Here is a 24,041-nt window from a genome sequence, read left to right as displayed (position 1 = left end):
CTCCGGCGTGAGGAGGGTGCAGCCGGACACCGCTTTGTGGAGGAAAACAAAATGAAGAAATTTATCATGGGTACTGCCCTGGCGCTCGTCCTGTCGACGGCCGCTCACGCTGAAACCGTTGGCGTCTCGATGGCGCTGTTTGACGACAACTTCCTGACCGTCCTGCGCAACGGGATGCAGGACTATTCCAAGACCCTGAAGGGCGTGACGCTGCAGGTTGAAGACGCCCAGAACGACGTCGCGAAGCAGCAGAGCCAGATCCAGAACTTCATCGCATCCAAGGTTGACGCGATCATCGTCAATCCGGTCGACACCGACGCTACCGCCGCCATGTCGAAAATCGCGGCTGATGCCGGCATTCCGCTCGTTTACGTCAACCGCGAACCGGTCAACGTCGACAGCCTTCCGGATAAACAGGCCTTCGTCGCTTCGAACGAGCAGGAATCCGGTACGCTTGAAGCCAAGGAAGTTTGCCGCCTGTTGGGAGGCAAGGGTAAGGCCGTTGTCATGATGGGCGAACTCTCCAACCAGGCTGCACGCATGCGCACCAAGGACGTCCATGACGTCATTGCGACGGACGAATGCAAGGGCATCCAGATCATCGAAGAGCAGACGGCCAACTGGTCCCGTACTCAGGGGTCCGACCTTCTGACCAACTGGCTCTCCAGCGGTCTCGAGTTCGATGCCGTCATTTCGAACAACGACGAAATGGCGATCGGCGCCATTCAGGCGCTCAAGGCGGCCGGCAAGGACCTCAGCAAGATCGTGATCGGCGGCGTTGACGCTACGCAGGACGCACTCGCCGCGATGCAGGCCGGTGATCTCGATGTGACGGTCTTCCAGGATGCCGCAGGGCAGGGCAAGGGCGCGCTTGATGCGGCCCTGAAGCTCGCGAAGGGCGAAAAGATAGAGAAGAAGGTTTACATTCCTTTCCAGCTCGTCACGCCTGAGAACGTCAAGGACTTCGTCGCGAAGAACTAACGTTCGGAGAAATCGGGATGCGGGACAGGGTTCCGCATTCCTTCCCTCAGTCCGTGTCCGGGAGGAGATGAGATGGTTGTCAGCCCGTCTACAATGGCTGCAGTGCGCCAGAGCGGCGCTGTTCCGAATGCGGAATACCTGTTGAGCGCCGAAGGTGTCCGGAAGGAGTTCCCGGGCGTTGTCGCACTTGATGATGTTCAGTTCCGGCTGAGGCGCGGCACCGTGCATGCCTTGATGGGCGAAAACGGCGCCGGCAAGTCGACGCTGATGAAAATCCTCGCCGGCATCTATATTCCCGACAAGGGCGAAGTACGCCTCAAGGGCGTTGAGATCCAGCTCAAATCGCCGCTCGACGCCTTGGAAAATGGCATTGCGATGATTCATCAGGAGCTGAACCTGATGCCCTATATGACCGTCGCCGAGAACATTTGGATCCGTCGCGAGCCGACGAACAAGTTTGGCTTTGTCGACCACGCAGCCATGTTCCGCCAGACCGACGAGCTGTTTCGCCGGCTGAACATCGACATCGACCCGGAGATCCAGGTCCGCGAACTTTCCGTCGCCAGCCGGCAGATGGTCGAGATCGCCAAGGCTGTCTCCTACAATTCCGACGTCCTGATCATGGACGAGCCAACCTCGGCGCTGACCGAGCGCGAGGTCGAACACCTCTTTCGGATCATTCGCGACCTCAGAGCTCAAGGCATCGGTATCGTCTACATCACGCACAAGATGAACGAGCTGTTCGAGATTGCCGACGAGTTCTCGGTGTTCCGCGATGGCCGCTATATCGGCACTCATGCCTCAACAGATGTCACCCGCGATGACATCATCCGCATGATGGTCGGCCGCGAGATCACCCAGATGTTCCCCAAAGAGGACGTGCCGATCGGCGACGTCGTCCTCTCGGTCAAGAACCTGTCGCTCAACGACGTCTTCCGTGACGTTTCCTTTGACGTGCGATCGGGCGAAATCCTCGGCGTAGCCGGCCTTGTCGGCTCAGGCCGATCAAACGTCGCCGAGACCTTATTCGGCGTGACGCCCGCAACATCGGGCACGATCGAACTCTTCGGCAAGAAGACGACGATCGCCTCGCCGACCGTCGCAATCCGGAATCACATGGCGTTCCTGACCGAGGACCGCAAAGACACGGGCTGTTTGCTGATCCTCAGCGTTCTCGAGAACATGCAGATCGCCGTTCTCCAGGACAGGTTCGTCAAGGGGGGCTTTGTGCAGGAAAGCTCGATCGAGGCGACCTGCGAGGACATGGCCAAGAAACTCCGAGTGAAGACGCCCAACCTCGATGAGCGCGTGGAAAACCTGTCCGGCGGCAATCAGCAGAAGGTTCTGATCGGTCGCTGGCTGCTGACCAATCCGAAAATCCTCATTCTCGACGAGCCGACCCGTGGCATCGACGTCGGCGCCAAGGCTGAAATCCATCGCCTGGTGACAGAGATGGCGAAAAACGGAGTGGCGGTGCTCATGATCTCGTCGGAGATGCCCGAAGTACTGGGCATGAGCGACCGCATCATGGTGATGCACGAGGGTCGGGTGACCGGTTTTCTCAATCGCGACGAAGCAACGCAGATCAAGGTCATGGAGCTTGCCGCGCAGTAACGCGGCGTCCGGCAACCGAAGGGAGGATATCATGAATACCAACGCAGCTGAGGTAGCGGCCCCGCTTGCAACGCGCGCGCGCAGACGGCGTGTCCCGCCCGAGCTCAGCATTTTCCTTGTCCTGGTCGGCATTGCACTTGTCTATGAAATTCTCGGCTGGATCTTCATCGGCCAGAGCTTTCTGTTCAATTCGCAGCGCCTGACGATCATGATCCTTCAGGTCTCCGTCATCGGCATCATCTCGGTGGGTGTGACGCAGGTCATCATTACCGGCGGCATCGACCTCTCATCCGGCTCCGTCGTCGGCATGACGGCGATGATTGCGGCAAGCTTCGCGCAGGCATCGACCTGGCCACGGGCGCTCTATCCTTCGCTGACCGACCTGCCATTCTTCATCCCGATCGGCGTCGGCCTCCTCATCGGCCTTGCGGCCGGCTTTATCAACGGGCAGCTGATTGCAAAGACCAAGATCCCGCCATTCATCGCCACGCTCGGCATGATGGTTTCGGCACGCGGCATTTCGAAGTGGTACACCAAGGGCCAGCCGGTCTCGGGACTCACCGAGCAGTTCAATTTCATCGGCACCGGCATTTGGCCCGTCATCGTCTTTCTGGTCGTGGCGCTAATCTTCCACATTGCGCTTCGCTATACGCGCTACGGCAAGTTCACCTATGCGATCGGTGCCAACGTCCAGGCTGCGCGCGTTTCCGGTATCAATATCGAAGCTCACCTGATCAAGGTTTACGCCATTGCCGGTCTCCTTGCGGGCCTTGCGGGCGTCGTTACGGCAGCCCGCGCCCAGACTGCGCAAGCTGGCATGGGCGTCATGTACGAACTGGACGCCATTGCCGCGGCTGTCATCGGCGGTACGTCTCTGACCGGCGGCGTCGGCCGCATCACCGGCACGGTTATCGGTACGATCATTCTTGGCGTGATGACCTCTGGCTTCACCTTCTTAAGAGTCGACGCCTACTACCAGGAGATCGTCAAAGGCCTGATCATTGTGGCCGCCGTCGTGATCGACGTCTACCGCCAAAAGAAACGCGCCAAGCACTGATAGAAAACCCTTCGGAACGGGAGCCTCGGCTCCCGTTTCTCGTTTCTGCTAACTATTGCTGCGGAACAGCAAAATTTCTGAAAAAAGAGGTGGCGTATTCTGCCAGCTTTTCTATTCTGCGCTCTTCGTATCGCCCGCCCGGGCACACAGGAACGCAGATGCAATTCGTATTCGACGGCCATAACGACGTCCTCCTTCGGCTTTGGACACATGAAAGGGATGGCGGCGATCCAGTCGCTGAATTTTCAAACGGAACAGATTTGGGCCACATAGATGGCCCGCGCGCCAAGGCTGGCGGACTGGCCGGTGGCCTCTGCGCAATCTACGTGCCCTCCGGCGATCTCGTTTTTGCCGATCCCGACAAGAACGGCCACTACGTCACGCCGCTCGCTGCGCCCCTCGAGCCGCTGTCCTCGCTGAACATCGCCGCGGAAATGGCCGCCATCGCGCTTCGCCTGGACCGCGCCGGCGCCTGGCGCCTTTGCCGCACGGTAAAGGATATCCGCAAGGCCATGGCTGACGGGCTCTTCGCGGCCGTGATGCACATGGAAGGCTGCGAGGCCATCGGACCTGACCTGGCGGCGCTCGAAGTATTTTATGCCGCCGGCCTGCGCTCGTTGGGACCGGTATGGAGCCGCCACAATATCTTCGGACACGGCGTGCCCTTCGCCTTCCCTATGTCCCCGGACACCGCGCCCGGTCTTACCGAGGCAGGCTTTGCCCTCGTGCGCGAATGCAACCGCCTAGGCATCCTGATCGATCTGGCGCACATCACCGAGAAGGGCTTCTGGGACGTCGCCAAGACGACCGATCAGCCGCTTGTTGCCAGCCATTCCAACGCTCACGCGTTGACGCCAGTCGCCCGCAACCTCACCGACAAGCAGCTCGACGCCATCAGGGAAAGCCGCGGTCTCGTCGGCGTGAACTATGCGACCGCGATGCTGCGCAGCGACGGTCGCTCCGATGGCGATACGCCGCTGATCGATATGGTTCGCCACATCGACTACCTCGTGGAGCGCGTCGGCATCGACTGTGTGGCGCTCGGTTCGGACTTTGACGGCGCAACGATCCCCGAAGAAATAGGGGACGCCGCAGGGAACCAGAAGCTGATTGCCGCCCTCCAGCGCGTTGGCTATGGTGCGCGAGATCTCGAAAAATTGGCCAGCGGGAACTGGCTGAGGATTCTGGCTTCGGCGTGGGGAGAAGAAAACGCCTGAGCCCGCCTAAAGCTTTGCATTGAAATGGAAAACAGGGGAACCAAAAACCATGATAGTCAGCAAATTCAACCGCACATTCCGTCAACTTTCGGCAGGCGCTGCTCTGTCGATCATGATGGCAGCTGCACCGGCCGCTTTCGCGGAAACGCCGAAGGACACGCTGGTTGAAGGCTTTGCCTTCGACGACATCATCACCATGGATCCGGGCGAGGCGTTCGAACTGTCGACGGCCGAAGTCACGAGCAACACCTACAGCTTGCTCGTCCGTCTTGACATGAACGACACGTCCAAGGTCAAGGGCGACCTCGCCGACAGCTGGACGGTATCGGATGATGGCCTGACCTACACCTTCAAGCTCAAGCCCGGTCTGAAGTTTGCCTCCGGTAACCCGATCACTGCTGACGACGTCGCATGGTCCTTCGAACGCGCCGTGAAGCTCGACAAGAGCCCCGCCTTCATCATCACCCAGTTCGGCATCAATGGCGACAACGTCACCGAAAAGGCGAAGGCGACGGATGAAAACACCTTCGTCTTTACCGTCGACAAGCCCTATGCGCCGAGCTTCGTGCTGAACTGCCTGACGGCAACCGTTGCCTCTGTTGTCGACAAGAAGCTCGTTATGGATCACGTCAAGTCCGTGACGCCGAGCGCCGATTACAAGTATGACAACGACTTCGGCAACGAATGGCTGAAGACCGGTTACGCGGGCTCGGGCGTTTTCAAGCTGCGCGAGTGGCGCGCCAATGAAGTTGTCGTGATGGAGCGCAATGACAACTACTACGGCGACAAGGCGAAGCTCAATCGCGTGATCTATCGCTTCATGAAGGAAAGCTCGGCGCAGCGCCTGGCGCTGGAAGCCGGCGATATCGACACCGCCCGCAACCTGGAGCCCGGCGATCTCGATGCAGTCGCCAAGAACGCCGATCTGACGACCGTCAGCGCCCCGAAGGGTACGGTCTATTACGTTAGCCTGAACTCCAAGAACGAAAACCTGAAGAAGCCGGAAGTCCAGGAAGCCTTCAAGTACCTCGTCGACTATGACGCGATTGGTTCGACGCTGATCAAGGGCATCGGCGAAATCCACCAGACCTTCCTGCCGAAAGGCCAGCTCGGTGCGCTGGATGAGAAACCGTATAAGCTCGATGTGGCCAAGGCCAAGGAACTGCTGGCGAAGGCTGGCCTGAAGGACGGCTTCTCGGTGACGATGGACGTTCGCAATACGCAGCCGGTAACGGGTATTGCCGAATCCATGCAGCAGTCGCTCGCCCAGGCTGGCGTCAAGATGGAAATCATCCCCGGCGACGGCAAGCAGACCCTGACGAAGTTCCGCGCGCGTACACACGACATGTACATTGGCCAGTGGGGCTCGGACTATTTCGATCCGAACTCGAATGCCGATACCTTCACCACGAACCCGGACAACTCGGACGCCGGTACCGTCAAGACGCTCGCATGGCGCAACACCTGGGAAGCGCCCGAACTCGACAAGGAAACGAAGGCTGCACTGCTGGAACGTGACGGCGCGAAGCGCGCGGCCATGTACGAGGACATCCAGAAGAAGTTCCTCGCCAACAGCCCCTTCGTGATCATCTTCCAGCAGATCGAAGTGGCAGGCGCCCGCAAGAGCCTCAAGGACTTCAAACTCGGCCCGAGCTTCGACACCAACTATGTCGGCCCGGTCGGCAAGGAATGATCCGGCAGGATTGATCCGTTGAGCATCGTTGAAACAAAGATGGAGGCACGGCCCAAACGGGGCCGTGCTGTTCCCATTGCCAAGGCGGTCGGGCGATTTCTTGTCGCCGCCGTCACGACTTATCTTGGCCTTCTGGCCGTAACCTTTTTCATCGGCCGCGTCGTACCGATCGATCCCGTCCTTGCCATTCTCGGTGATCGTGCGCCTACGCATGTCGTCGAGCGCGTCCGTCGCGAGCTCGGTTTCGACCTGCCGCTCTACCAGCAGTTCTTTGTTTATCTGAAGAGCATCCTGTCGGGTGACTTCGGGACCTCCGTCCTGACCACCAATCCCGTCATGGTCGACATTAAGCGCGTGTTTCCAGCAACGATCGAGCTCGCGACACTCGGGACCATCATCGGCTCGGTCATCGGCGTGCCGCTCGGCGTGCTGGCTGCCGTTCGGCGGGGCAGCGTCGCCGACCAGGTTGTCCGCGTCATAGGTCTGATCGGTTATTCCGTTCCGATCTTCTGGCTTGCGCTGATCTCGCTCGTGATCTTCTACGCGCAATTGCGATGGGTGGCCTTCCCGGGCCGCATCGATATCGTCTTCGAGTACAGTTTTACGCCGGTAACTGGCTTCTATCTGATCGACAGCGCCATGCAGGGGCAGTGGGACGTCTTCTACGATGTCTTCCGCCACATCATTCTGCCGGCCTCGCTGCTCGGCTACTTTTCGCTTGCCTACATCAGCCGCATGACCCGAAGCTTCATGCTCAATGAGCTCAGCCAGGAATATGTGGTTGCCGCACGCGCCAAGGGGTTGTCGGAGACGAGGGTCATCTGGGGCCATGCACTGCGCAACGCCGCCGTGCCGCTCGTCACCGTCATCGCGCTCTCCTACGCCGGTCTGCTCGAGGGCTCGGTACTGACGGAGACGGTTTTCTCCTGGCCGGGCATCGGGCTCTACATCACCAATTCCCTTCAGAATGCGGACATGAACGCTGTTCTCGGTGGCACCATCGTCATCGGCACGGTTTTCATCGGCATCAACCTTTTGTCCGATCTTCTCTATCGGACGCTCGACCCTAGGACGCGAAGCCGATGACGGTTCCCGCAAATCAATCAGCGCCGATGAGCCGCCGCGAGTGGCTGCTTTCAGATCGGCCGCAGTCGCGCAGACAGGCGCGATTGGGCCGAGCCTACGTGACCTGGCGCCAGTTCACCGCAAATCGCCTAGCCGTCGTCGGTTTGCTGATCATTATCGCCCTCCTGTTCATGGCTGCCTTTGCGAACGTGCTGGCAACCCATTCGCCTATCGTTGGCGACCTGAAGAATGCGCGTCTTCTGCCGCCCGGCTCTGAAGGCTACTGGCTTGGCACGGACGATCAGGGCCGTGATATCTATTCACGCCTTGTCTATGGCACCCGCTTGACGTTGCTGGTCGTCGTTCTCGTTGCTGCCATCTCGGCGCCGATCGGTCTGATCGTCGGGACCGTGTCGGGCTACGCCGGCGGCTGGGTCGACGCGACGCTGATGCGCATCACCGATATCTTCCTGGCTTTCCCCAAGCTGGTTCTGGCCCTCGCCTTCGTTGCAGCGCTCGGACCTGGTATCCAGAACGCGATCATCGCGATTGCGATTACATCTTGGCCGCCCTACGCTCGCATTGCACGCGCGGAAACGCTGACCGTTCGTCGCTCTGACTACATCTCCGCGGTCAAGCTGATGGGTGCATCGCCTCTGCGGATTGTGGTCCGGCATGTGATGCCGCTTTGTCTTTCCTCGCTCATCGTGCGCGTGACGCTCGATATGGCTGGCATCATCCTGACAGCCGCCGGTCTCGGTTTCCTCGGTCTCGGGGCGCAGCCCCCGCTTCCGGAATGGGGCGCAATGATCGCGTCAGGCCGGCGTTTCATCCTCGACCAGTGGTGGGTGGCAGCCATGCCGGGCTTTGCGATTCTCATCGTTAGCCTCGGCTTTAATCTTCTCGGCGACGGCCTGCGCGATGCGCTCGACCCCAAGGAGAGCGGCCAATGACCGATCTCCTCACCGTTCAAAACCTCAAGGTCAGCTATCCCACACGCACGGGCGTCATCGAAGCCGTTCGCGGCGTCTCGTTTACCCTTGGCAAGGAACGCCTCGGCATCGTCGGCGAATCCGGTTCCGGCAAGTCCCAGACGGGGCGCGCCATTATGGGTCTGACGCCGAAGCACGGCATCGTTTCGGCCGACAAACTCGACTTCAACGGCATTGACCTTCTCGCCGCATCCGCCAAGCAGCGCCGGCAATTGCGCGGCAAGCGCATCGCGATGGTCCTGCAGGATCCGAAATATTCACTCGATCCCGTCATGTCGATTGGCCGGCAGATCTGCGAAACGCTGAGGACGCACGAGAAAGTCGGCAAGGCGGAGGCGCGCGACCGCGCTCTCGCGATGTTGGAGGCAGTGCAGATCCGCGATCCGAAGCGAGTGTTCGACCTCTATCCGCACGAGGTCTCGGGCGGCATGGGTCAGCGCGCCATGATCGCCATGATGCTGATCGCCGATCCGGAACTGTTGATTGCCGACGAACCGACCTCCGCACTGGATGTCACGGTTCAGCTCGACGTCCTCAGGATTATGGACCGGCTTGTGTCGGAGCGCGGCATGGGGCTGATCTTCGTGTCTCACGATCTGCGTCTTGTGTCGTCCTTCTGCGACCGAGTCATTGTTATGTATGCCGGCAAGGTCGTCGAGGAACTCAAGGCATCCGATCTCAAGAATGCGCGCCACCCGTACACGCAGGGCCTGTTGAACTGCATGCCCCAAATCGGAGAAAGCAGGCATCCCCTGCCGGTTCTGGATCGCAAGCCGGAGTGGGCAGCATGAGCATTGCACTTTCTGTCGACAAGCTGAGCGTGATCTATGATCACTTCCACGCCCTGAAGGACGTCAGCGTCGATATCGAGACCGGCGAGTCATTCGGCCTGGTCGGCGAATCCGGATCCGGAAAATCGACGCTGCTCCGTGCCGTTGCCGGCTTGGCGCCGGTAGCAAGCGGTTCCATCAAGATCCATGACGATCCGCTCGTCGGCACGAAGCGATCGAAGGCCTTTTACAGGCAGGTGCAGATGGTCTTCCAGGATCCATACGGATCCCTGCACCCGCGCCAGACCATCGATCGCCTCCTGCTCGAGCCGCTGGCAATCCATGGCATCAGCGACAGCGACACGCGGATCGCGCGCGCCCTCGACGAGGTCGGACTTGGAAACGGCTTCCGCTTCCGCTACCCGCACCAGCTTTCCGGCGGTCAGCGCCAACGCGTTGCGATCGCCCGTGCGTTGATTGTCGAGCCCTCCATCCTCTTGCTTGACGAGCCGACCTCGGCGCTTGACGCTTCCGTGCAAGCCGAGGTTCTGAACCTCCTCGAACAAGTGCGGCGTGATCGCAATCTGACCTTCGTTATGGTCAGCCATGATCTCGGCGTCGTCACCCATATGTGCGATCGCCTTGCTGTGATGCGAAATGGGACCGTCGTCGAGCGCCTGACCTCGGCCCAGCTGGCGCAGGCGGCCGTGACCGAGGACTACACGCGAAATTTGATGGTTGCCAGCAAGGGCTTCGTCAAAGCCTGAAAGGCAATCCTTTCAACGAATTGATTTTGCTGAGGCTCGCCGGGCCTCAGCGTTAACAATTAGCTAAAACACGACCATTCAACTAGACTATTGACACTCGCCTTACTTCTGTCATGATCCGGTTAACGCCCGTTAATTTTCGTGATCATGGAGATCAGGCATGTTTTTTCTCGGCGGCATGACCATGGGATACCTGCACCCCCCGGCCAAGACCGATAGAGAAGCTGCAACCACGACATCCATTCCCGCGGAGAAGGATCGGCGGCTTTTGGAAACACAGGCGGCAACGGTCAAGCCGCACCAGGGTGCAATAGAGGACCGTTCCTTGCTTTGGGCGTGGCGAACCCTCGTCTGATTACCGGAGGCAGATTTTTTATCGCGCACTGGCAGGACAGAATTTTATCTCTACTTATCAGATAGAGAAAATACGAAAATACGATCTACAAAAAAGAAAAGCGGAGAAAACGGAGGCAGCACATGGCAGATCTGGGTATCTCGCACGCTCATGTAAATCAGTATCGTCCCGCGCAGACCGCGCGACCGGCCACGAGGCGCGGCAAGATTCAGCTTGTTGTTCACGCTACGCTTGTTACGGCGGCATTTGTCTTCGTTGCTGCTCTCGTCTTTGGCATCTTAGGATAAGGCAAGAGCGCTGCGGCTGCTGCGCTGAAGATGCCGCTTCGGGAACCATCCGTTCCCCCGTTCATTCCCTTAGCACACTCGATGTGAGAAGGAGAATGACGATGAAAGGCATTTTACTCTGGTTGATCGGCATCCCAATCCCTGTGATTATTTTGCTCTATCTCTTCCATGCCTTTTAGAGCGGCGTTCTTTTCCCAGATTTTTGTGAAGGCGCGTCCATCTCGGCGCGCCTTTTTCGTTGACGGATCCAGCGGGCCTGAAGTTCCGACGGAACCAATAAGGCGACCTGCCGTTATTTGAGCAGCAAAAACAAAGGAGATCGCCATGCTTTACTATGCACTCGTATTTCTCGTAGTGGCGCTCATTGCCGGCGTATTGGGCTTCGGCGGTATTGCAGGTGCATCCGCATCCATCGCCCAGGTTCTTTTCTTCCTGTTCCTGATCCTGTTCGTTGTCTCGCTGATCATGCGCCTCGTGCGTCGCACCTGAGGACGAGTTGAAAGCCGGCGCTCTTGAGCGCCGGTTTTTTCGTCGGCACGCGAGATTAGCCGAGCGAGCTCCGCATCCTTTGAAACATCTTGACTTGAATTATCGCAATGGTGTCCAACTTTCCCGGAATGGCTTCAGAAGGGTGGAGGGCGCAGCGGAGCCGTTTACGCAAATAGCCCACACAGGTCGCGTTTAAACCGATTCGCATCGTCGGTTGATCGTCGTTTTGATTGTGTTGTCCGGGATCAAGAAACCCCGGCGCTGTTCATGCGGCAGTCATATTTGGCAGTGCAAAAGGCTACGCAAATCATCATAACTTTGCTTGGATCCAGAACCGAACCCATGTCAATTTCCGCCACGTCTCCGAGCCCGTCCCGCGAGTCCGAACCGAAGCAGATCGACCACAACGACTCGATCCGCTCGACCTACCTTTCCATCGAGAACATCAAGGCGATGGCCGCCACCGTGGCCGCCCGCGGCATCGACTCGCTGCCCGCCTTTGCGCCCTTCGATTTCTTCGCGCGGCATAAGGAAAACGAGAAGGAGATCCTGCGGGTCTACCGCACCACGGCAACGGACGTGGAATCCGGGGAAACGATCACCCCCGCGGCGGAATGGCTGCTCGATAACCACTACATCGTTGAGGAAGCGATCCAAGAGATCCGTCGCGACTTCCCGCGGCGCTTCTATCGGGAACTGCCGACGATCAACGTGAACGGCGTCCAGATCCCACGCACCCTGGCGTTGGCTTGGCTTTATGTTGCCCACACTCAAAGCACGATTTCGCAGGAAAGCCTGACGGCCCTTGTCGATGGCTTCCAGCAGGGTGAAACGCTGAGGATCGGTGAGCTCTGGGCGCTGCCATCGCTCGTGCGCTACGTGCTCGTTGAAAACCTGCGCCGTATTTCGATCCGCGTCGAACGCAGCCGCCGGATGCGCCGGCGCGCCAATGAGGCTGCAGATGAGCTTGTGCGGCTGACGGAGCCGGCACAGGCGGCCGACTATCTCAGGTCGCTCGAGTCGCTCGCCGAAGACAACACCTTCGCGACGCAGTTCCTCTACCGCATGCGCGATGGCTCGCAGGCGTCGAGCGTGGCGATCGCATGGCTGGACGAACGCCTTGAAGCGCTCGGTCGCGACACCGAAGAGACGACAATGGCGGAGCACAGCCGCCTGTCCTCCGGCAACGTCACCATGGGCAACATCATTCGCAGCCTTCGCGAGATCGACGACACCGAGTGGTCGGTCTGGGTTGAACAGGTCAGCCACGTCGACAAGCTGCTCTGGGATCATTCCGACTACGGCGATCTCGATTCCGGCTCACGCAACAAGTATCGCAAGCAGATCGAAAAACTCGCCAAGCGCTCGCAGCTCTCGGAAATGGAGATCGCCCAGCTGGCGCTCGACATGACCGAGGAGGCGAAGGCCTCCGACGAGCCGCAACCGCACGAACCAAACGTCGGCGGCTTCCTGACCGGCGCCCAAAGACCCAAGCTCGAAGCGCGATCGAACTATCGCCCAACTCTGACCCAGCATTTCGTCCGCACGGTCCGCCGATTCAACTGGCTATCGATCGCCGTTCCGGTGATCCTGCTCACCATCATCGCCATGGCGATTGTTGGGAAATTCATGGCGCATGCGGGCATGGGACCACTTGAGATCGCAATCCTGCTGATCATGTTCTCCCTTCCGGCTTCGGAAGGAGCAACCGGTCTCTTCAACACTGTGCTGTCGTTTTTCGTCACACCGGCCCGCTTGGTCGGCTACGAGTTCAAGGAGGGCATCCCCGAGGAAGCCCGTACGCTTCTGGTCGTTCCCTGCCTCATCTCGAACCGCGACAGCGTCGATGAGCTGGTCCGCAATCTGGAAGTTCATTATCTCGCGAATCCGCGCGGCGAAATCTACTTCGCACTGCTCAGCGACTGGCCGGACAGCCAAGTCGAGGAAACCTCGGCCGATCTCGAGGTTCTGGACTATGCCCGCCGCGAGGTCGCGAACCTCTCGGCACGCTATGCCTTCGACGGCAAGACACGCTTCTACCTCTTGCACCGCCGTCGTCTTTACAATCCATCCGAGGGCGCCTGGATGGGATGGGAGCGCAAGCGCGGCAAGCTGCACGAATTGAACCTGCTGCTTCGCGGCGACCGCGATACGACCTACCTTCCCGGTGCAAATATCGTACCGGCAAACATTCAGTACGTGATGACGCTCGATGCCGACACCCGCCTCATGCGCGATACGGTCACGAAGCTCGCTGGCAAGCTTTACCATCCGATCAACCGTCCGGTCATCAATCCGGCCACGGGTCGCGTCGAAAGCGGCTACGGCGTGCTGCAGCCGCGTGTCACCCCATCGCTGACAACAGGCAAGGATGCATCGGTCTTCCAACGTGTCTTCTCGATCAACCGCGGCCTCGACCCATACGTCTTCACCGTCTCCGACGTCTATCAGGATCTGGCAGGTGAGGGCACGTTCACCGGCAAGGGCCTCTATCATGTCGACGCCTTCGAAGGATCCTTGAAGGGTCGCATCGAGGAAAACTCGGTGCTCAGCCACGATTTGCTCGAGGGCTCGATGGCCCGGTGCGCGCTCGTCACCGATCTAGAACTCGTCGAAGATTTCCCGACCCGCTACGAGGTCGAAACGTCGCGCCAGCATCGCTGGGCGCGTGGCGACTGGCAGCTGCTGCCGTACATGTTCAACCCGACGCACGGTGTGACCGGGCTCGGCCGCTGGAAGATGTTCGATAACCTGCGGCGCTCTTTGACGCCGATCGCATGGTTCTTCGCTTCGGTGCTCGGCTGGTATTTCATGAGCCCGCTCGGCGCGCTCGTCTGGCAGATCCTCTTGATTTTCTGCCTTTTCGTCGCTCCGACCCTCTCGCTGATCCACGGCATCATTCCACGCAGCAGCGATATCGTCGCCAGTGCTCACCTTTACACGGTCTGGTCCGATATTCGCGCGGCCAACGCTCAGGTAGCCTTGCGGATCGTGTTCATCGCCGATTCCGCTTGCATGATGGCTGATGCCATCGGTCGCTCGCTCTATCGCCTGCTTTTCAGCCACAAACTGATGCTGCAGTGGCGAACGGCAGCCAGCGTCCAGGCCGGCAAGCAGGGAACGATCCCGTCTTACTACAAGGCAATGTGGCACGCGCCGGTGCTGGCCCTCCTCGCACTCGGTTTAGCGGCCCTCTCCGGCGACAACGCCTACCTCGTCGGCGTTCCTTTCGCGTTCCTGTGGATCATCTCGCCGCTGGTCGCCTACTATGTCAGCCAGTCCGCCGAGACCGAGGACCGGCTTGAGGTTGCCGATTCCGTTTCCAGCGAGCTCCGCAAGATCGCGCGCCGCACCTGGCGCTATTTCGCGACGTTCACCACCGCCGAGCAGAACTATCTACCGCCGGACAACGTTCAGGAAACGCCGCACGTGATCGTGGCGACGCGCACGTCGCCGACCAACATCGGGGTCTACCTGCTGTCGGTCGTCTCGGGCCGCCATTTCGGTTGGTTCTCTTTCGAGGAAACCATAGAGCGGCTCGAACAGACGATCGCAACAATCGACAAGATGGAGAAATTCCGCGGGCATCTCTTCAACTGGTATCACACGGATACGCTGGAGACGCTTGGACCGCGTTATGTTTCCGCAGTCGACAGCGGCAACCTCGCCGGCCACCTGATCGCGATCTCGTCTGCCTGCCGCAACTGGGCGGAAGCGCCTTCGGCCCATATGCAGGGCAATCTCGATGGCGTCGGCGATACTGCCGGCATCCTCGCGGAAGTGCTGTCGGAGCTGCCGGACGATCGCAAGACGGTCCGTCCGCTGCGCCGTCGCCTGGAGGAACGCATCATCGGCTTCCAGAATGCGTTGGCTGCGGTAAAGCGCGAGCATGAGTTCGCATCCATCCGCATCATCAACCTGGCCGTACTGGCGCGCGACATTCAGAAACTCGCGGCCAACCTCGATCACGAGGTGAAGTCTGCGCTGAGCGCCGAAGTCACGCGCTGGGCTGAGTCTCTGGTCAAGGTCTGCGAAGCCCACATTTCAGATAGCACCTTCGATCTGTCCAACATCGATGCGTTGCGTCCGCGCCTGATTGCCTTGCGTGACAAGGCCCGCGACCTCGCCTTCTCGATGGATTTCGGCTTCCTGTTCCGACCCGAGCGGCGCCTGCTCTCGATCGGATATCGCGTCGAAAGCGGCGAGCTCGATCAGGCCTGCTACGACCTCCTGGCGTCCGAATGCCGGCTCACCAGCCTGTTCGGCATCGCCAAGGGCGATCTGCCGACGGAACATTGGTACCGCCTCGGCCGCCAGGTCGTCCCGGTTGGCTCGCGCGGTGCGCTTGTCTCCTGGTCCGGCTCGATGTTCGAATACCTCATGCCACCGCTCGTCATGCAGGAGCGTGGCGGCGGTATCCTCAACCAGACCAACAATCTGGTCGTGGTCGAGCAGATGAACCATGCGCGCAAGCTGGGGATTCCGTGGGGTATTTCGGAAGCGGCCTTCAATGCCCGCGACCATAACCTGAATTACCAGTACACCAACTTCGGCGTACCGTCGCTCGGCCTGAAGCGTGGCCTCGGCCACAACGCAGTCATCGCGCCCTATGCGTCGATCCTTGCCAGCCAGTACGATCCTGACGCGGCGCTTGAGAACCTGCAGCGTCTGCGCAAGCTCGGTGCGCTCGGCAAGTTCGGCTTCCACGACGCCGTGGACTTTACGCCGACGCGCCTGCCGGAAGGCAAGACTTGCGCGGTCGTCTATAACTACTATGCTCACCACCACGGCATGTCGATCGCCGCGGTCGCGAACGTTGCCTTCAACGGCCATCTGCGCGAACTATTCCACTCGGATCCAGTGATCGAGGCTGCCGAGCTCCTTCTTCAAGAGAAGGCACCGAGGGATATTCCGGTCATGAGCGGCAAGCACGAGTCCGATACCCCAGCCAGCATCCAGGACGATCTCTTGCGCCCTGAACTGCGCAAGATCTACGACCCCGCCTCGCGCGATCGCGAGCTGGTCTTCCTCTCGAACGGCCACTACTCTCTGATGCTGACCGCAACGGGCGCCGGCTATTCGCGGTGGAACGGCCAGTCGGTCGCCCGCTGGAAAGCCGACCCGACAGAGGATCGCTGGGGCACCTTTATCTTCCTTCGCGATACGGCAACCAACGAATGGTGGTCGACAACGGCGGAGCCAAAGAGTGTCGAAGGCGAACAAGCTAAGGTTCTCTTCGCCGACGAAAAGGCGGAGTTCACCAAGACTGTCGGAGATATCACCAGCGAAGTCGAATGCATCGTTGCGACCGAGCATGATGCCGAGGCTCGACGCCTAACGCTCGTCAACACCGGAACGGAAGATCGCTTCATCGAGGTGACGTCGTATCTCGAACCGGTTCTGGCGACGGACGATGTCGATAACGCCCATCCGGCATTTGCGCGGATGTTCGTCAAGACGGAGATCGGCAAGCGTGGTGACGTCATCCGGGTCGAGCGCAACAAGCGTGATCCGAACGAGCCGAATATGGCCGTTGCCCACCTTATCGTCGACAACTCCGGCTCGACGCGGGACACGGAGTTCGAAACCGATCGCCGCAAGTTCCTCGGTCGGGGACGCAGCCTCGCAAACGCTGCTGCCTTCGATCCGGGCGCGACCCTTTCCGGCACGGACGGCTTCACCCTTGATCCGGTTCTCTCGCTTCGCCGCATCGTCCGCGTACCGCCCGGCAAGAAGGTCACGGTCACTTTCTGGACCATTGCCGCCCCGAGCCGCAATGAGGTGGACCAGGCAGTTGATCGCTACCGCCACGCCGACGCCTTCAACAACGAGCTCGTCCAGGCCTGGACCCGCACGCAGGTGCAGATGCGCCACGTCGGTGTCACGTCGCAGCAGGCAGCAGCCTTCCAGCACCTCGGCCGCCACCTGGTTTATCCGGATATGTATTTGCGAGCCGATGCTGCCGCGGTCGCGGCCGGGATGCAGTCGCAGTCGTCGCTTTGGCCGCTTGCGATCTCAGGCGATTTCCCGATCTTCACGTTGCGCGTCAACGATGACATGGATCTCGAAATCGTCAGGGAGGCCTTGCTTGCGCAGGAATACCTGCGCTCGCGCGGCGTCACCGCCGACTTGGTCATCATGAACGAGCGCGCGTCGTCCTACGCACAGGACATGCAGCACGCCGTCGACCAGATGGCCGAGAATGTCCGCCGCTTGGGTCAGGCCGATGGCTTGCGCCAGCACATCTTCACGGTCCGCAAGGATCTGATGGAAGAATCGACGTATCACGCGCTGATCTCGGCCTCCCGCGTGACGCTCCATGCCAAGAACGGCAAGATTATCGATCAGATCAATCGTGCCGCCGCACTCTTTTCTCCAAGCAAGGAAGAGCAGCAGGAACTGGAGCGCGCCGATCGCACGAGGACGTCAATCAAGCGGAGCGCCCCGAAACCCGCCGCACGGCCATCGAAGGTGGTCATCGAGGAAGAAGGCGATCTCAACTACTGGAACGGCATCGGCGGTTTTGCCGGCGACGGTCGCGAATACGTCGTGCGCCTTCCCGGGGGCCACGCAACGCCGCATCCGTGGATCAATGTAATCTCGAACGAAAAGTTCGGCTTCCATGTCTCCGCGGAAGGTGCGGGGTTCACCTGGAGCGCAAACTCCCGCGATTATCAGCTGACGTCGTGGTCGAATGATGCAGTCATCAACCGCGCCGGTGAAGCGATCTACGTCGTCGATCAAGATAGCGGCGCGGTCATGACCCCGTTCGCAAACCTCTCAGATCGCCAAGACATACGATTCGAAGCGCGACATGGTCTGGGCTATTCGGCCTTCTCCAGCGTCCAGAACGAGATCGCACTCGAGGTTACGCAGACCGTCGATCGCGAGAAACCGGTCAAGTTGCAGCGAATCCGGCTACGCAATACAGGCTCCAAGCCAAGAAAGCTGCGGATCTACGGCTACGTCGAATGGATTCTCGGCAACAATTCGCAAAAGTCCGCACCGTTCATCCTCTCGGAACACGACGCGGAAACCGGAGCGCTGTTTGCAAGCAATAACTACAGCATCGACTATTCCGGTCGTGTCGCTTTCTTTGTGGCCAGCGAGAAACCATCGAGCTTTACCGCCAGCCGCCGGGAATTCATCGGCAAGACAGGTACGATCCAGGCACCGCGTGCACTGAGCTTGGGAACCAGCCTTTCAGGCGCTACAGAACTCGACGGCGACCCGGCAGCGGTTCTGGCGTTCGATATCGAGATTGCACCGGACGAGGAGCGCGACGTCTGCTTCTTCCTCGGCGATACCAAGACGAAGGCGGAAGCGCGGGCGGTGATCAACGATATCCGCAAGGTCGCCTTTGACGACGTTGTCCAGGCAAATCGTTCGTTCTGGCAGGCGTTCACCGGAAAGGTGCAGGTTTCCACGCCCGATCAGGGCATGAACAATCTGATCAACACGTGGCTCCCCTACCAGAGCCTCGGCTGCCGCATCATGGCGCGCACGGCCTTCTATCAGGCAAGCGGTGCCTTCGGCTTCCGCGATCAGCTGCAGGACACGTTGGCATTCGTCATCCATGAGCCGTCGATTGCTCGCAAGCAGATCCTGAACGCCGCCTCGCGTCAATTCCGCGAGGGCGATGTGCAGCACTGGTGGCTGCCAGGCACTGGTGCCGGCGTTCGGACGATGATTTCAGACGACGTGGTTTGGCTCGCTTACGCGATCCATCACTATTGCAGCGTTACGGGAGACAAGAGCGTCCTCGACGAACAGCTCGCTTTCCTCGAAGGGCCGGCACTCCTCGAAGGGCAGCACGACTCCTTCTATCTGCCGGAAGTCTCCGAAGACAAGGTGAGCGTTTACGAACACGCGGCCCTCGCGCTCGATCTCGCCATCGCCCGAACAGGCAAGAACGGCCTGCCGCTCTTCCTCGGAGGCGACTGGAACGACGGCATGAACCGCGTCGGTATTGGCGGACAGGGCACCAGTGTGTGGCTTGGCTGGTTCCTGGCGGGCGCGCTCCGTTCATTCTCGGCGTATGCTGAGGAACGCGGCGACAAGGCGCGCGTCGAGCGGTGGACACAGCACCTGACCACCCTCAAGGCCGCACTCGAGACCGTTGCCTGGGATGGCACTCACTACCGGCGTGGCACGTTCGACGACGGCAGCTTGCTTGGCTCCAAGGAAAGCCTCGAATGCCAGATCGATTCCATCGCCCAATCCTGGAGCGTGCTATCAGGGGAGGGAGATCCGGCGCACTCGGCGAAGGCGATGAATTCCGTGCTGGAGAAATTGGTCGATCCGGAAGCGCGGATCATCCGGCTCTTCACGCCGCCCTTTGCAAACTCGGCTAAGGATCCTGGTTACATCAAGGCCTACCCGCCGGGTGTTCGTGAAAACGGCGGGCAATACACCCATGCCGCGACCTGGGTTGTGCTGGCACTGGCTGAACTTGGCCGCGGCGATGATGCCCTCCGTTGCTTCGATCTGCTCAATCCGATCAGCCATGCGCGCGATCCGGCTTCGGCGGAACACTATCGCGTCGAACCCTACATCATCGCAGCTGACGTCTACGGTGAGGGCGCGCTCAGCGGGCGCGGCGGTTGGACCTGGTATACTGGCTCGGCCGGTTGGCTCTACCGCTCGGTGATCGAGGGCATCCTCGGCATCAGGGTGAGGGATGGCCGCTTGTACGTGCGTCCAGCACTGGCAAGCACATGGGACGGCTTCTCCGCCGATATTGAACGCGCAGGTGCTAAATACCTCATTTCGGTCTCAAAATCGTCCCATCCGAGGGGTTACGATGTGACCATCAACGGACGCGAAGTCACCGATCCCGACGAGGGATATCCGGTCGGATAACAGCATTTTTCCTGGCTAATGATCCGGCGATTCGTTGCGGCCAAAAGGGAACCCTTTTGGCCGCAACTGTGTTTGCATATCGGAAGAGCAGGAGAATTCCATGGCAATAGCGCGCGGGGCACCGATCGGCGCCAAGCAGAGTTCTGTGACGGTAGCGCCGGCGAAACGCGATACGCGGTTGGACGTTCTGCGCGGGCTCGCGCTCATCACGATTTTCATCAATCATGTTCCCGGTCAGATTTTCGAGAACCTTACAACCAAGAATTTCGGCTTCTCGGATGCCGCCGAGGCGTTCGTTCTGATTTCAGGTATTGCCGTCGGCTTGGCCTATGGCACGCGGTTTGAGCCAAGCGCGTGGCTTCACACCGCAGTGAAGGCCACGAAGCGGGCGTTCACTCTTTACCTGGCTCACATGATAACGACGTTCATGACGCTTGCCTTGTTCCTGACGGGCGCCTGGGTCTTCCACCGCCCCGGCCTGCTGTGCGAGATCAATATTCTTGCCGTCCTAACCAATCTGAAGGCTGGTATTCCCGCGCTCGTGCTGCTGGGACATCAGATCGGCTACAACAACATCCTCCCGTTGTATGGGGCCTTGATGCTGATGGTGCCGGTCATTCTGTTGCTCAACGCGGCAAGCCCTCTTCTCGCTTTGGCCGTCTCCGGCACCGTTTGGCTCTTTGCAGGCACCTACGAGATTGCGCCCCATAACATGCTGATCGAGGGCTATTGGTTCCTCAATCCACTGTCCTGGCAGTTCCTCTTCACGATCGGCATCGTCGGTATGATGCATGTCTGCCGCGGCGGCAAACTGCCGCAGCACCCGGTCCTTTTTGCTGCTGCCGCCGCTTACGTCGCATTGTCCTTCGCCTGGGTGGTCGGTCAACTCTGGAGCTTCGGGACTGCGTTGGCAGCGCTCGGTCTGCCGCCGGTGCTGACCGGTTTCGACAAAACGTTCCTGTCCCTGCCAAGACTGTTGCACGTTCTGGCGCTGACGTATCTCGTCATCAATATTCCGGCAATCTCGCGCCTGCTTCGCCGGTCCGCAGACAATCCGCTGACCATTCTCGGCCGCCACTCGCTGAACATCTTTGTCGCCGGCACCATTCTGGCGATGGTTGGCCAGGTGGTGCTCTACATCAACAACCACGACCGGATCGTCGGCCCGGTCTTCGTGGTTATCGGCATCGCCATCCAGTTTGCCTACGCCTACCATCTTGAGCGTAAGCGCAAGCTCGAGACAGGCGGCCGAAACAGGTTGCCCAACCGAACGCTGGTGCCGGTTCCTGTCCGCATCGATCGTTCGCGGGATCGGCGCTAGACGGCGGTGGCATCAGGCTCCTGGAAGATCGCAAGTCCGCCGCCACGCCGCCGCATCTGATCGCAAAAACCTTGACTCCTGTGGAAAACCTTCTAAGAGCAACGGCGGAAAAGGAATATCCATGGTTCGCGACGAACACGCCATTGCTGCATGCAATGACCGGGCACAAGGTGCCGGGATGGATATTGCCGTTCCGGTTTCTTCCAAAACCAAGGCCAAAACGACGACGAAAACCGTCTGACGTCTCTGGCCTGCCGCTCTCTCCCCGGCCCGGCTGGGGACAAGGAAGCCGCGATATTTGCGCGCTTTCCCCCTCACCGGACAAGAGGAGAGAAGAGAAAGAGAGCTTGAGAAATGGGTTTTAAAGTTGCAGTTGCGGGAGCGACCGGGAATGTTGGCCGGGAAATGCTCAATATCCTCTCCGAGCGCGGTTTTCCTGCCGATGAAGTCGTGGCGCTTGCGTCCGCGCGCTCGCAGGGCACCGAAGTGTCCTACGGCGACAAGACGCTGAAGGTCGCCAACCTCGAGAATTACGATTTCTCCGACACGGACATCTGCCTGATGTCGGCCGGCGGCGAAGTTTCCAAGAAGTGGTCGCCCAAGATCGGCGCCCAGGGCTGCGTTGTCATCGACAACTCCTCGGCGTGGCGTTACGACGCAGACGTGCCGCTGATCGTTCCGGAAGTGAACCCGGACGCCGTAACCCAGTTCAGCAAGCGCAACATTATCGCAAATCCCAACTGCTCGACTGCGCAACTTGTCGTCGCTCTCAAGCCGCTGCACGACTTCGCCAAGATCAAGCGCGTCGTCGTTTCGACCTACCAGTCCGTTTCCGGCGCAGGCAAGGACGGTATGGACGAGCTGTTCAACCAGACGCGCGCCGTCTTCGTCGCGGATCCGATCGAGAACAAGAAGTTCACGAAGCGTATTGCCTTCAACGTCATCCCGCACATCGACGCCTTCATGGAAGACGGCTACACGAAGGAAGAGTGGAAGGTTCTCGCCGAGACCAAGAAGATGCTCGACCCGAAGATCAAGGTGACCTGCACGGCAGTTCGCGTTCCAGTCTTCATCGGCCACTCTGAATCGGTCAACATCGAATTCGAAAGCGAGATCACGGCCGATCAGGCACGCGACATTCTGCGCGAAGCTCCCGGCTGCCTCGTCATCGACAAGCACGAGAACGGTGGTTACATCACGCCTTACGAATCCGCTGGCGAAGACGCGACCTTTATCTCGCGCATCCGCGAGGACGCGACGGTCGAGAACGGCCTGAATATGTGGGTGGTTTCCGACAACCTCCGCAAGGGTGCCGCTCTGAACGCGATCCAGATCGCCGAGTTGCTTGTCAATCGCGGACTTGTGAAGCCGCGCAAGCAGGCAGCCTGAACCAGTTGTTAACTATGGTTTGTTAAGCCCGGCTAAATAAGGTAAGGGCTTTTCTTGGCGCGGGTTGGTCGTTTCGGCTTCCCGCGCTTGCCAAATCAAAGACGGTGACAATATTGCCGAAAGCGGGGCCGCTGGCCCGGTTTGAAGGCCAGTCAGATCGGGATATCTCCATGCGCATGACGAAATTTTTGCTGGCAGCTGCCGCCGCCTGCATGCTCCACGCAGTTCCTGCAGCCGCCACGGCAGCCCAGTGCGGCAACAACGGCGCCGGCTTCAACGCCTGGGTGGACGAGTTCAAGCAAGAAGCCGTTGCAAACGGTGTCAGCCCCTCGGTTCTGGATCGCGCCTTCGCAAACGTCTCCTACAACAGGCCGACCATTGCCGCCGACCGCGGCCAGAAGAGCTTCAAGCTTTCCTTTGATGCCTTCATGCAGAAGCGCGGTGGTGCCGCGATCATCTCGCGCGGCAAGAGCATGAAGCGCTCCAATGCAGCTCTTTTTGCATCGGTCGAGCGTCGCTTCGGTGTTCCTGCCGGCCCGTTGATCGCGATTTGGGGCATGGAAACCGGATTCGGCAGCTACATGGGCAACCAGCATACGCTGTCGGCCGTCTCCACGCTCGCCTATGACTGCCGTCGCTCCGACTATTTCACCGACCAGCTTTATGCCGCGCTGCAGCTGGTCTCTGAGGGTTATCTCAATACGCAGGCGCGTGGAGCAGCGCATGGTGAAATCGGCCAGACGCAGTTCCTGCCGCGCAATGTCGTGCGCTTCGGCGCCGATGGCGACGGCGACGGCCGCGTCGATATGGTCGGTTCTCGCGCTGACGCGCTTGCCTCGACTGCCAACTTCCTGAAGGGCCATGGCTGGCAGGCCGGTGCGGGTTATCAGCCGGGCGAGCCCAACTTCGCGGCCATCGCCGGCTGGAACGCGGCGACGGTCTACCAGCAGGCGATCGCCTACATTGGACAGCAGATCGACGGAAATTGAGAACAGCGTAGCGTAAGCCAAAAGCGCCGAACCGAAGTTCGGCGCTCAGACTGCTGACAAACCCGCCGATATTTTCGGCGGGTTTGTTTTTTGGACGTTGGTTGTTTTAGTTGGGTTCTGAGGCGGGGCGAAGTTGGCGGCCTCTGGCGCTCATGCCATGGCTGGTCTGGGTGGCTTGGTGAGCGCCATGGCG

17 protein-coding genes are annotated in these 24,041 nt (G+C 59.8%); 16 read left to right on the top strand and 1 reads right to left on the bottom strand.

Annotated elements, in window-relative coordinates; all coding sequences use genetic code 11:
* Positions 1-51 precede the first annotated feature (51 nt).
* The 10 genes from IB248_RS15885 to IB248_RS15840 all read left to right on the top strand — a co-directional run bounded on the left by IB248_RS15885 (position 52) and on the right by IB248_RS15840 (position 10,511).
* Positions 52-981 (top strand): sugar ABC transporter substrate-binding protein, encoded by a 930-nt coding sequence (locus IB248_RS15885; RefSeq protein WP_018858912.1) that lies wholly within the window; start codon positions 52-54, stop codon positions 979-981.
* A gap of 72 nt (positions 982-1,053) precedes the next feature.
* Positions 1,054-2,595: a sugar ABC transporter ATP-binding protein gene (locus tag IB248_RS15880; RefSeq protein ID WP_026372010.1), complete on the top strand. Its 1,542-nt coding sequence runs from the start codon at positions 1,054-1,056 to the stop codon at positions 2,593-2,595.
* A gap of 31 nt (positions 2,596-2,626) precedes the next feature.
* A complete protein-coding gene (locus tag IB248_RS15875; RefSeq protein WP_018858914.1) occupies positions 2,627-3,652 on the top strand; it encodes an ABC transporter permease in 1,026 nt (341 codons plus the stop codon).
* Positions 3,653-3,810: 158 nt separating this feature from the next.
* Positions 3,811-4,869 carry a dipeptidase gene (locus IB248_RS15870; RefSeq protein WP_018858915.1) on the top strand — a complete coding sequence of 353 codons (1,059 nt, stop codon included), beginning with the start codon at positions 3,811-3,813 and terminating at the stop codon, positions 4,867-4,869.
* Positions 4,870-4,918: 49 nt separating this feature from the next.
* A complete protein-coding gene (locus IB248_RS15865; protein WP_169681908.1) occupies positions 4,919-6,562 on the top strand; it encodes an ABC transporter substrate-binding protein in 1,644 nt (547 codons plus the stop codon).
* A gap of 18 nt (positions 6,563-6,580) precedes the next feature.
* The gene (locus IB248_RS15860; protein ID WP_192241207.1) at positions 6,581-7,648 is read left to right on the top strand and encodes an ABC transporter permease; all 1,068 of its coding nucleotides are present in this window, start codon (positions 6,581-6,583) and stop codon (positions 7,646-7,648) included.
* The gene (locus IB248_RS15855; protein WP_192241206.1) at positions 7,645-8,580 is read left to right on the top strand and encodes an ABC transporter permease; all 936 of its coding nucleotides are present in this window, start codon (positions 7,645-7,647) and stop codon (positions 8,578-8,580) included. The genes IB248_RS15860 and IB248_RS15855 overlap by 4 nt, the downstream gene beginning before the upstream one ends.
* Positions 8,577-9,410, top strand: coding sequence for an ABC transporter ATP-binding protein (locus IB248_RS15850; RefSeq protein WP_192241205.1), 834 nt, complete (start codon positions 8,577-8,579; stop codon positions 9,408-9,410). The genes IB248_RS15855 and IB248_RS15850 overlap by 4 nt, the downstream gene beginning before the upstream one ends.
* Positions 9,407-10,156 (top strand): ABC transporter ATP-binding protein, encoded by a 750-nt coding sequence (locus IB248_RS15845; RefSeq protein WP_192241204.1) that lies wholly within the window; start codon positions 9,407-9,409, stop codon positions 10,154-10,156. Before IB248_RS15850 ends, IB248_RS15845 begins: the two co-directional genes overlap by 4 nt.
* Before the next feature lie 160 nt (positions 10,157-10,316).
* The gene (locus tag IB248_RS15840) at positions 10,317-10,511 is read left to right on the top strand and encodes a hypothetical protein (RefSeq protein WP_018858920.1); all 195 of its coding nucleotides are present in this window, start codon (positions 10,317-10,319) and stop codon (positions 10,509-10,511) included.
* 400 nt (positions 10,512-10,911) lie between these two features.
* Here the strand turns inward: IB248_RS15840 and IB248_RS15835 are convergent, their stop codons facing one another.
* Complete coding sequence (locus IB248_RS15835; RefSeq protein WP_162763371.1) at positions 10,912-11,124, bottom strand: hypothetical protein; 213 nt, start codon at positions 11,122-11,124, stop codon at positions 10,912-10,914.
* Between IB248_RS15835 and IB248_RS15830 the strand changes: the two genes are divergently transcribed.
* The 6 genes from IB248_RS15830 to IB248_RS15805 all read left to right on the top strand — a co-directional run bounded on the left by IB248_RS15830 (position 11,123) and on the right by IB248_RS15805 (position 23,848).
* A complete protein-coding gene (locus tag IB248_RS15830; RefSeq protein WP_018858923.1) occupies positions 11,123-11,287 on the top strand; it encodes a DUF1328 domain-containing protein in 165 nt (54 codons plus the stop codon). The genes IB248_RS15835 and IB248_RS15830 overlap by 2 nt on opposite strands.
* A 342-nt stretch (positions 11,288-11,629) precedes the next feature.
* Positions 11,630-20,149, top strand: coding sequence for a glucoamylase family protein (locus IB248_RS15825; protein ID WP_192241203.1), 8,520 nt, complete (start codon positions 11,630-11,632; stop codon positions 20,147-20,149).
* Positions 20,150-20,249: 100 nt separating this feature from the next.
* On the top strand, positions 20,250-21,470 hold the full coding sequence (gene opgC, locus IB248_RS15820; protein WP_192241202.1) for an OpgC domain-containing protein: 1,221 nt from the start codon (positions 20,250-20,252) through the stop codon (positions 21,468-21,470).
* Complete coding sequence (locus tag IB248_RS15815) at positions 21,460-21,711, top strand: hypothetical protein (protein ID WP_192241239.1); 252 nt, start codon at positions 21,460-21,462, stop codon at positions 21,709-21,711. The genes opgC and IB248_RS15815 overlap by 11 nt, the downstream gene beginning before the upstream one ends.
* A gap of 113 nt (positions 21,712-21,824) precedes the next feature.
* Complete coding sequence (locus tag IB248_RS15810; protein WP_192241201.1) at positions 21,825-22,859, top strand: aspartate-semialdehyde dehydrogenase; 1,035 nt, start codon at positions 21,825-21,827, stop codon at positions 22,857-22,859.
* A 170-nt stretch (positions 22,860-23,029) separates the two neighbouring features.
* Positions 23,030-23,848, top strand: coding sequence for a lytic transglycosylase domain-containing protein (locus IB248_RS15805; protein ID WP_192241200.1), 819 nt, complete (start codon positions 23,030-23,032; stop codon positions 23,846-23,848).
* Positions 23,849-24,041 lie beyond the last annotated feature (193 nt).

It is taken from the genome of Rhizobium sp. RHZ01, from assembly GCF_014851595.1.
Classification (GTDB): Bacteria; Pseudomonadota; Alphaproteobacteria; order Rhizobiales; family Rhizobiaceae; genus Rhizobium; species Rhizobium altiplani.
This window is presented reverse-complemented; position numbering and strand designations above follow the sequence as displayed.

What these genes read in the sequence shown, in the direction of transcription:
- IB248_RS15875 (WP_018858914.1), top strand. Translation starts at nt 2,627, where the DNA reads ATGAATACCAACGCAGCTGAGGTAGCGGCCCCGCTTGCAACGCGCGCG.
- opgC (WP_192241202.1), top strand. Translation starts at nt 20,250, where the DNA reads ATGGCAATAGCGCGCGGGGCACCGATCGGCGCCAAGCAGAGTTCTGTG.
- IB248_RS15880 (WP_026372010.1), top strand. Translation starts at nt 1,054, where the DNA reads ATGGTTGTCAGCCCGTCTACAATGGCTGCAGTGCGCCAGAGCGGCGCT.
- IB248_RS15825 (WP_192241203.1), top strand. Translation starts at nt 11,630, where the DNA reads ATGTCAATTTCCGCCACGTCTCCGAGCCCGTCCCGCGAGTCCGAACCG.
- IB248_RS15855 (WP_192241206.1), top strand. Translation starts at nt 7,645, where the DNA reads ATGACGGTTCCCGCAAATCAATCAGCGCCGATGAGCCGCCGCGAGTGG.
- IB248_RS15835 (WP_162763371.1), bottom strand. Translation starts at nt 11,124, where the DNA reads ATGGCGATCTCCTTTGTTTTTGCTGCTCAAATAACGGCAGGTCGCCTT.
- IB248_RS15805 (WP_192241200.1), top strand. Translation starts at nt 23,030, where the DNA reads ATGCGCATGACGAAATTTTTGCTGGCAGCTGCCGCCGCCTGCATGCTC.
- IB248_RS15870 (WP_018858915.1), top strand. Translation starts at nt 3,811, where the DNA reads ATGCAATTCGTATTCGACGGCCATAACGACGTCCTCCTTCGGCTTTGG.
- IB248_RS15865 (WP_169681908.1), top strand. Translation starts at nt 4,919, where the DNA reads ATGATAGTCAGCAAATTCAACCGCACATTCCGTCAACTTTCGGCAGGC.
- IB248_RS15885 (WP_018858912.1), top strand. Translation starts at nt 52, where the DNA reads ATGAAGAAATTTATCATGGGTACTGCCCTGGCGCTCGTCCTGTCGACG.
- IB248_RS15845 (WP_192241204.1), top strand. Translation starts at nt 9,407, where the DNA reads ATGAGCATTGCACTTTCTGTCGACAAGCTGAGCGTGATCTATGATCAC.
- IB248_RS15850 (WP_192241205.1), top strand. Translation starts at nt 8,577, where the DNA reads ATGACCGATCTCCTCACCGTTCAAAACCTCAAGGTCAGCTATCCCACA.
- IB248_RS15840 (WP_018858920.1), top strand. Translation starts at nt 10,317, where the DNA reads ATGTTTTTTCTCGGCGGCATGACCATGGGATACCTGCACCCCCCGGCC.
- IB248_RS15810 (WP_192241201.1), top strand. Translation starts at nt 21,825, where the DNA reads ATGGGTTTTAAAGTTGCAGTTGCGGGAGCGACCGGGAATGTTGGCCGG.
- IB248_RS15830 (WP_018858923.1), top strand. Translation starts at nt 11,123, where the DNA reads ATGCTTTACTATGCACTCGTATTTCTCGTAGTGGCGCTCATTGCCGGC.